Source organism: Loigolactobacillus iwatensis (genome assembly GCF_003950295.1).
In the GTDB taxonomy this organism is placed as follows: Bacteria; Bacillota; Bacilli; order Lactobacillales; family Lactobacillaceae; genus Loigolactobacillus; species Loigolactobacillus iwatensis.
Genome location: NZ_RHNP01000066.1, coordinates 1 through 6,348, shown reverse-complemented (window position 1 = coordinate 6,348; position 6,348 = coordinate 1). Strand labels below are relative to the sequence as shown.

Annotated in this window: 6 protein-coding genes; 3 read left to right on the top strand and 3 right to left on the bottom strand. The window is 41.6% G+C overall.

Translation table 11 applies throughout. From position 1 onward, the window contains the following. Positions 1 to 234: 234 nt before the first annotated feature. The gene (msrA, locus tag EKM98_RS11720) at positions 235 to 1,074 is read left to right on the top strand and encodes a peptide-methionine (S)-S-oxide reductase MsrA (RefSeq protein ID WP_125982731.1); all 840 of its coding nucleotides are present in this window, start codon (positions 235 to 237) and stop codon (positions 1,072 to 1,074) included. Positions 1,075 to 1,216: 142 nt separating this feature from the next. On the opposite strand, the gene arsC is transcribed toward msrA, so the two are convergent. The 3 genes from arsC to EKM98_RS11705 form a co-directional block, all read right to left on the bottom strand. Then, on the bottom strand, positions 1,217 to 1,624 hold the full coding sequence (gene arsC, locus EKM98_RS11715) for an arsenate reductase (thioredoxin) (RefSeq protein ID WP_125982730.1): 408 nt from the start codon (positions 1,622 to 1,624) through the stop codon (positions 1,217 to 1,219). Positions 1,625 to 1,733: 109 nt separating this feature from the next. Next, entirely contained in the window at positions 1,734 to 3,119 is a 1,386-nt protein-coding gene (locus EKM98_RS11710) for a DHA2 family efflux MFS transporter permease subunit (protein ID WP_125982729.1), read from the bottom strand. A gap of 268 nt (positions 3,120 to 3,387) precedes the next feature. After that, complete coding sequence (locus EKM98_RS11705; RefSeq protein WP_125982728.1) at positions 3,388 to 4,098, bottom strand: GTP pyrophosphokinase; 711 nt, start codon at positions 4,096 to 4,098, stop codon at positions 3,388 to 3,390. Positions 4,099 to 4,453: 355 nt separating this feature from the next. On the opposite strand from EKM98_RS11705, the gene EKM98_RS11700 reads away from it, so the two are divergent. Beyond that, entirely contained in the window at positions 4,454 to 5,611 is a 1,158-nt protein-coding gene (locus EKM98_RS11700; RefSeq protein ID WP_125982727.1) for an alpha/beta fold hydrolase, read from the top strand. Positions 5,612 to 5,617: 6 nt separating this feature from the next. Continuing rightward, entirely contained in the window at positions 5,618 to 5,908 is a 291-nt protein-coding gene (locus EKM98_RS11695; RefSeq protein WP_125982726.1) for a YciI family protein, read from the top strand. Positions 5,909 to 6,348 lie beyond the last annotated feature (440 nt).

The window sequence follows — 6,348 nt, the reverse complement described above, 5'->3', positions numbered from 1 at the left end:
AAAAAAACAGCATTAGAAGTTGCCTAACTTCTAACGCTGTAAAATTGGCTATCAACAGGATTTGACAGAGAGCCAATCTAATTTGGGAGGCTTCTTTATGCCTAAATTCACTTTTATCTCTAGAGTAAAAAGTTAAATTTAGGCATTCCTTACATCCATAAGTCAATTTAGTGCATTTGTTTACCTTTTCGGCGATAATGCGAATAAATAGTTCAATCCAAGGTGGTGGCAAAAATGCAACCTGATCAGGAGGCACGCTTAAATGACGTTTATAATTTAATTCTCAATAAGGGAACCCGTGACTGGGAACGGCAACAATTGCTTATCCTCAAAACTGCCGTGGAAACTGGTAACAATTTTAAAACCGAACTGGCCAGACTTGAGGCAAATTTACGACCGTTAGCAGTGCGGGATAATTTAACCCCAGACATGACTGATTTTTACCGTAAAATTACTGGCAATGCGGAAAATGCAACTGCCTTTGATTATAGCCGCCATTACGCCGCTGATGGACCGAATCAGGAACGTGCAATTTTTGCCGGCGGCTGTTTTTGGTGCATGGTTGAACCGTTTGAAACCCGACCTGGGATTATTGCCGTGACTTCGGGTTATACTGGTGGCGACACGGAAAACCCAACTTACGATCAGGTGATTGGCCAATACACGAACCACGTAGAAGCCGTGGAAATTATTTTTGATACCAAAATTATAAAATACGCCGATTTAGTAACACTTTTTTGGCAAATCATCGATCCCACTGATGATCAGGGTCAAATGAATGACCGCGGCAATGAATATCGGCCAGTCATTTTTGTTCGTAACGCCCAGCAACGTAAAATCGCAACAGCTTCCAAACAACAACTAGCAGCGTCCGGCAAATATAAACGGCCAATCGTCACGGCAATCGAACCAGCAACAAAATTTTGGCCGGCAGAAAATTTCCACCAAGAATTCTATAAAAAAAACCACCAACGTTATCGCCGCACTGAAATCACGCGCAAACAATTCTTGGCGGTTCAACATTTACAAAATAAGCTCCGCATTGGCCTAAAAAATTTAAAAAAGAAGCATTAAACTTCCACTAAATAAGCGGCCGGGACTTTTGTCCTAGCCGCTTACTATTTTTCGGGCATTACTTTAGAATGTACGTCAAAAATCTGGATCAGCTTACGTTACGCAGTAAGCCCAAAACCGACTTTTGGCCCACTCCCGTAAATTATTGTTTGGCCAGATCAAGTATTCTCAATTCAATCTGATCCCTAACCTGCCTAAACACCGTCAAAATCTCGGCCGCTGTTCCCTGGGCTAAGGCAGGATCTTTTAACGGCCAATGCTGCTTAGCAACCGTGGCTGGTGTCACTGGACATCTATCCCGGGCGTCACCACAAAGTGTTACAACTAAATCACTGCTATTTAGATAATCAACATCAATTACCTTGGATTTATTTTTCCCAATATCAATGCCCTTTTCGGCCATCACTCTCACAGCATTTGGATTTAGGCCGTGGGCTTCAATTCCCGCGCTGGCCACCCGCCACTGATCACCAAATAATTTTTTCGCAAAACCCTCGGCCATCTGGCTACGACAAGAATTACCAGTACACAAGAAATAGATTTGTTTCATGAGTAAATTCCTCCAAAAAAATTAATAAAATCTGGCAAAACAATGGCTTACTCTGCTGTCAATTGCGGCATCACTTCACACTGGCAGTGCAGGCCCTTTTGGCTTAGCACTAATTTATCTGTTTACGTGGTAAGACAAAGGTTAACATAAATCCCAACACCGCTAACCCCACCGTTAAGGCAAAACTATAGTGAGTTCCGTTCGTCACATTTATTGAACCATGTACGGCGCTTTTAGCCTCACCTAGGCCCAATAAACTAGTAGCCAAAGCAGTCGCAATTGCGCCAAAAATTTGCTGCAGTGTGTTCATAATACTGCTACCATCGGCCGACATTTGTTGTGGTAACGAATTTAAACCAAATGTCTGTGCCGGTGACAGTGCTAGTGGTATTCCGATCATTAAAATAACGTGGGCACTAACAACGTAGAAATAACTTGAATCGGCCTGACTAAAGAACAACATTAAGGCACCAATAACTGTGATTAGAAAGCCCAACATAGCTGGCCGCCGAACACCATAGCCATCATATAAACGGCCGGCAATTGTTGAAACGACTGCGTTCATCAGACCACCAGGTAACATTAAAATTCCGGTTAGTGCAACCGGCACTAGCAACCCTTTTTGCCAATAAATCGGTAGTAAGTACATTGAGGACATAATGATCATGAAGTCAATCATCACCAATATGGTCCCCAACGAAAACTCGACGTGGGCGAAGGCGCGGACGTTTAAAATTGGTTCCGGCAATTTCAACTGCCGCCGAACGAAGCCAAATAGCGCAAGAAGACCAACTACCAGACTCCCTAAAACTAAGACCGAGGTCCAGCCTTTATCACTGGCCAGGCTTATTCCTAAAACAAAGCCACCAAAGCCTAGTGTCGATAAAATAATTGACAGAACGTCAACGTGGGGCCGCGTGATTGGTACCACATCTTTCATGAATATAATCGTAATAATTAACGCGATCACCAATAATGGAATCATTGCCCAGAAAATATATTGCCATGATAACGCACCTAGTATCAGGCCGGCAACAGTTGGTCCAATTGCTGGAGCAAACATAATCGTTAACCCAATTAGACCCATCGCCGCACCACGTTTTTCCATTGGGTAAATGGTTAAAGCGACTAAAAAGATCAAAGGTAACAAAATTCCGGTGCCAATTCCCTGAATTAATCGACCAATCAATAAGAACGTAAAATTTGGTGATAACGCGGCAACTAACGCCCCAACAATAAAATCACATAAGGCAAAGATCAATAGCTGTCGTGTGGTGAACCACCGTGAAAGCAATCCTGAAAGTGGCAGTACAATACCAACCATTAGTAAATAGCCAATGACCAACCACTGGATGGTTCCGGCCGATACCCCTAATTTAGTTGTTAATGGCGCTAAAGCAATATTTAAGGCTGTTTCACTAAACATGCCAATAAAACCACCGATGAGTAGCCCAGCCATGATTGTTAAACGTTTCGTTTCTGTGAGACTTTTCATGTTTAAAAATTCCTCTCTGCTATGAAGTTATGCCTCAAACCACGTCTGGTTTCTAAACACAAGGTATAACTTTAGCAGATAAAAAATCTTTTCGTAAGTAAGAAATTTCTCATTTTAAGAAAATAATTATATTTTAACGCGATTTTTACAGTCGTTGTGTGACCGATTAATGGGTACAAAAAGCTAGTTGGTTTTAACAACCAGCTAGCTTTTACACCACCGTATTACCGCTAAGTTAAGGTATCACAATGTTAAAATCAGACCGCAATCAATTCTTATAGTCACTTAATTGTTGGTAAATATGCTGCATCTTACCCTCAATACCCGCCAACTCATCGGCGTAACTATGTAACTTAGCGCCGTATTTTTCTACAAGTGTGGAATCAATGTCGGTTTTATAGCGTAATTTATGTTCCAGACTAGCCCACATATCCATGCCAACTGTCCGAATTTGGATTTCGACATTGACTGATTTGCTACCCGTTGATTGAAAAACCGGCACAGAAACAATAATATGCAAACTACGATAGCCACTTGGCTTGGGATTCTTAATGTAATCCTTGCAACGAACCAAAGTCACATCAGACTGGCTTAACAATATCTTCTCAATCAAATAGACATCATCAATATAGTTAGTGACCACCCGAATACCCGCAACGTCAAAAATATGTTTTTGGATATTTTCCACTGATAAATCGTACCCTTTTTTAATCAGTTTATTTAATAAACTTTGAACATCCTTCATGCGCTCTTCCATGTGGTGAATTGGATTATGATCGTAATTCACTTGAAACTCCGAATCAAGGTTTTCGAGTTTGGTTCCAAATTCATTTGCCCCGGCCTGATAAAGTTGATAAAGCTGCGAAAGATTTTGTAGTTTCTTTATATTCGCAGATCCAAATGGTTTACCTGTCAACTCTCTTTCTAAATCCGAACTAATTTGTTTAATATTCATAAAATTTTGTCGTTCAAGAATCATAAAATAATGCCTCCACCATTTACTATAATCTTATCCCGGTTATTTTTACTTAGAATAACACAGAATAGGCGTTTCTAGATATCTAGATATTGGTTTAAGTAAAATTTAGCGAACTTTGTACATAATTGGCCAAATTATTTTCTCTGACCTAAGCTCTGTTTTGCCAATTTTATCCCTGACCGATTTGATCTAAATGTAGTAATCAGCCTTTTTAAGCGCATTTAGACCAATCTTATTGCGAACTTAGCAAGAATAAGTTGAAAGACATTCTTTGGTTGACTTTCAAAATAGATGATGTATTATTTCAGGCAATCTATAGATAATTAATATCCACAGATAAAAAGGAGATCTTAAAATGTCTACTAATCAATCAATTATTGACCAAAAAGTAGCCGAGTTAGCACAACTGACGCCACAGTTAAGCCGTGCGATGGCAAACACTGGTAAGGAACTAAATAGCAACGCCATTATTGGCGATCGTAACTGGGCCCTAAACACCCTAGCAATGTTAATCGGGATGGGTGATATGAACGATCAACTACAGGTGTACGTCAAAGCGGCCACCGATGCTGGAGCGACTGATAATGAAATTCAAGATGTTTTAAATTTGGCTAGTATTTACGCCGGCAACCCCCGCGCGGTCAACGCCGCCCGCTCAATTGCCCCTTATTTAAAGCGTGAAAGTGATCGTTTACGGCCTAACGTTACTGAAGAACTAATCAACGTTGGCGATCACGAAACAATGGTCTGGGATAACCACGCCGCGGGCTTTCCAATTGTCTTAATTCATTGTTTGGCCTTAGATCACCGAACATGGCGCGACGTTTATCCCGAAGTTGCCAAAACAGGTGCCCGGGTAATTGCTTATGATATTCGCGGCCATGGTTGGGCGCGTAACGCCCCAGTAACGAAGAATTTAGATCAGTTGGCCGCTGACCTTCACCACTTGTTAGTTAAATTAGACATTAAACAGGCGGATATTTATGGTGCCTCTTATGGTGGTGCCATTGCTGAATCCTTTGCCATCGATTATCCTGCAGAAACTCGTTCTGTGGCCTTGATTGCAACTGGACTAAAGGGATTTCCAGTTTTAGCCCAGCGAGCAGATGCCGCTGAAAAAGACGGCATGGAAGCCCAAGTGGCTGAATCATTAATTCGCTGGTTTACCCCTGAAACAATCGCCCGGAATCCTTGGGAAGTTCGTTATTCCCGTGAATGTGTCCGTCACATTAGCGTAGCCAATTGGGCAGCTGCCTGGCGAGCAATGGCCGCAGGTGATGCCACTGAAGTTGCACGGACAGTTAAAGTCCCCGTTTTGGCTTTAGGTGGTAAACAGGATGCCTCCGCCGTTCCACCAATCATGAAACAAATGGCGGCCGCTTACCCTAATTCAAAATTAGTCACTCTGGATCCAGGCACGCATATGATGCCAATGGAGCAACCACAGGCCGTCGCAGAGCAGCTAATCAAATTCTATCAAGCGGTCAATCAAAATAATTTTCGAAAGGATTGATGTAACTTGGCCAGAAAAAAACACTTCGTAGTAACCTATACACACGATGATATGGTTGGCTGGACCAAGTATTTAGTGCCCCATATTCACTATTTAAAACGCCAAATTAAGCACGGCAACCTAATTGTATCAGGCCCTAGTGAAGGCAAGCATAAACGCCAAGCAGTTCTGATTTTTGCCGTTAAAAATCGGCAGGAACTAACAAAAATCATTCAGCTTGATCCCTACTACCAACATGATTTAATTACAAAAATGACCGTAACACCATGGAAACCGCAGTTTGGTGATTTAGGCTAGCGTGTGTTTGAAAAAGCGGGTTAGATTCTACTTTGCAACTAGGGATTATTACTGGCTTCACTGACGATGTCGATCGGACTAAATCGCTAATAATCTTGATGCTTCATATGTTGTCCATTCAACTATGGCGAAAATCGCCGAGTTGAAACATGACAACCGTAGGAACTTGCTTTTTAAAACACGACCTAAACAAAAAAAGCAGTTATTATAAGGTAAAAAATAGTAAGCGGCTAGGACTTTTGTCACAGTGAAGTAAAACCCCCGGTATTAGATTTTAGTCCAATACCGGGGTTCACTTCACAGCCGCTTACTATTTTCTACGATTAGTCAAGAGAAACCTCTATTTTATGGGGTTCTCTTTTTTTTGCCGGATTTACAATCTAAGTGCAACACCTAAATAACTAGACCAAAAAGGCCATGAAGCCTTAAACTTATAAGCG

Excerpts from the sequence above, each read along its gene's own strand:
- msrA (WP_125982731.1), top strand. The coding sequence starts at position 235 with ATGCAACCTGATCAGGAGGCACGCTTAAATGACGTTTATAATTTAATT.
- arsC (WP_125982730.1), bottom strand. The coding sequence starts at position 1,624 with ATGAAACAAATCTATTTCTTGTGTACTGGTAATTCTTGTCGTAGCCAG.
- EKM98_RS11710 (WP_125982729.1), bottom strand. The coding sequence starts at position 3,119 with ATGAAAAGTCTCACAGAAACGAAACGTTTAACAATCATGGCTGGGCTA.
- EKM98_RS11705 (WP_125982728.1), bottom strand. The coding sequence starts at position 4,098 with ATGATTCTTGAACGACAAAATTTTATGAATATTAAACAAATTAGTTCG.
- EKM98_RS11700 (WP_125982727.1), top strand. The coding sequence starts at position 4,454 with ATGTCTACTAATCAATCAATTATTGACCAAAAAGTAGCCGAGTTAGCA.